Raw genomic sequence first — 2,108 nt, forward strand, 5'->3', positions numbered from 1 at the left:
CTGCACTCAAGACATTATGCCATAAACACTGATGCATATCTTTGAACTAAAGCCGCCAAGCGTTGGGAGTCCGTCTTAAACGCTTTGTTATATTGCCCGCACGACAGAGCCAAGTTCAGCGTCAAGGTGCTGAATTTGCTACAAATCTACTGGCTTTGAACTCAGAAGTAAAATGGATAGTTCTGAGTTCAATCATAGACAATAAAATGCACTTGGCTAAGAAACGAAATGAGTTGAGATTAGAGAAGTTCGATTAGCCAAAGTGACAAAGAATTCGAGCGAGAAACCTGACAACAAAGTGCGTTTAAGCCACAACTTTCAATGAAGTTCCCACAAAAAAGAAGCCGCGCAAAATGAACTTGAGCCAGCAAAATTTACTAGCGAGGAGACTTGCATGACGTTGCAGCTAATTAGCCGACACACTTTCTACGTGCGATGGTCATTTTGATGGCAACTTTCACGAAACGAACAGGTGTGTAGCTTGAACGCAGAACAAAGAGAAACGGATAATTTAACCCTTTGATTCTCATGCAATATAACGCCCAATTAAGGTGCGACAACGCTATAACACCCAAACTAAACCATTGCACCGTAAACACAAAATTCAAATCAAAGTAGACTCGCCAAGCGTTAGGAGTCACTCTTAAATTGTTTGTTATACGAACATTTCCTCATATGTGCTGATTGCTTTAAATGCACCGCTTAGATCATTTTTACCATTAAAGTCATGCTTAACAGCAATGACGTCACAGCCACTAGATTTACCAGCACGGATACCCGCTGTGGAATCTTCAAACACAATGGTTTGGTCAGGTGAAGCAGCTAATTTACCAAGAGCTAAAGTATAGGCTTCAGGATCAGGTTTATGCTTAGTTACGTGCTCCTGCGTGATAACAAGGTCAAAAGCATTCTCTAGCTGCAACGAGGCTAAAATATTATCCACCATCCATGTTGCTGCTGAACTAACAACTCCACACTTTTTACCTGCTAGTTTTAACTGTTCTATGTAAGCCTTAGCCCCAACATTTAGCTCAAGATCATCATTGAGCATCTGTTCGTAATGAGTTCGAAAGTAGCAATTAAACTCTGTTAAGTCAGGAGCAATACCTGCATTTTCAAAAAAGTGACCCGTTACAACCTGCCAGCTTTCACCCATAACATCTTTGTAAATGTTGTGGTCTACGTGTGCGCCATAATCCAAACACGCTAATGCTAACGCTTTGCCCTTTAAAGGCTCTGAATTTACTAATGTTCCGTCCATATCGAACAGATAAACTTCATAATCTTTCAATTCACTCTCCATGTTAAATTTTTCGAGTTCGTATAACGCCCAATTAAGGTGCGACAACGCTATAAAACCCAAACTAAACCATTTCACCGTAAACACTAAATTCAAATCAAAGTGAACTCGCCAAGCGTTAGGAGTCACTCTTAAATTGTTTGTTAGGGCACAGTTATCAAAGATGACCACTTTACTAACCACCCTTTTGAATTTACACGACTTTTAAATGTTTCTTGTGACCTTTTCGGGTTATGCGTGACACAGTAACCAAATAATGATTCATACCCAAAAGCTGATATGCATTCGTACTTTTCGGGAGCAACTTGTCGGATACCAATTGCCGTTTCTTTCTCTGGCCAGTAGCTCATAGCGTCCAGTGAACTTGTATAAGGTAAGTCACCATTGCGAGTGTGCATTATTGCCTGATTTCGAACTTGCCAATTAATTTCCGGCATTACCTGTTTAAGCTGAGCTTCATAGTATAAATATGCACTAGGATCTCGCTCGTCAGGTGCGAAATAGATAACATCAGCATCATTCAATGGTGTCGCCACCTGAAAACCATGTAATGCATCCCACACAAGATTTCGGACGAAACCTGCTGCAATATAGCATTGAGGTAAACCCAATTGAGATACACACTTCAAAGCGTTAACCCTAACTGGATCTTGTTTGATTAATTCTACGATTCTGTCCATTTCGCCCTGTGCCCTAACGCCCTGTTCTTGCGAATCCCCTCATAATTAACCGTAAAAACAATGAGGTAGACGCGCATCGCTGTCTTTGATCTAATGAATATCGCCAAACACACACTTCGAACAAATGG

Annotated in this window: 2 protein-coding genes; both read right to left on the reverse strand. The window is 40.8% G+C overall.

All coding sequences use genetic code 11. The annotated features are described in order from the left end of the window. Nucleotides 1-655: 655 nt before the first annotated feature. Nucleotides 656-1,303, reverse strand: a complete 648-nt coding sequence (locus tag F0249_RS19735) for an HAD family phosphatase (RefSeq protein ID WP_171757615.1) — start codon at nt 1,301-1,303, stop codon at nt 656-658. Between the two features lie 140 nt (nt 1,304-1,443). After that, a complete protein-coding gene (locus F0249_RS19740) occupies nt 1,444-1,980 on the reverse strand; it encodes a nucleotidyltransferase family protein (RefSeq protein WP_171757614.1) in 537 nt (178 codons plus the stop codon). Nucleotides 1,981-2,108 lie beyond the last annotated feature (128 nt).

The sequence above is a fragment of the Vibrio sp. 03-59-1 genome (genome assembly GCF_013114135.1).
Taxonomy (GTDB): domain Bacteria; phylum Pseudomonadota; class Gammaproteobacteria; order Enterobacterales; family Vibrionaceae; genus Vibrio; species Vibrio cortegadensis.

What these genes read in the sequence shown, in the direction of transcription:
- F0249_RS19740 (WP_171757614.1), bottom strand. Translation starts at nt 1,980, where the DNA reads ATGGACAGAATCGTAGAATTAATCAAACAAGATCCAGTTAGGGTTAAC.
- F0249_RS19735 (WP_171757615.1), bottom strand. Translation starts at nt 1,303, where the DNA reads ATGGAGAGTGAATTGAAAGATTATGAAGTTTATCTGTTCGATATGGAC.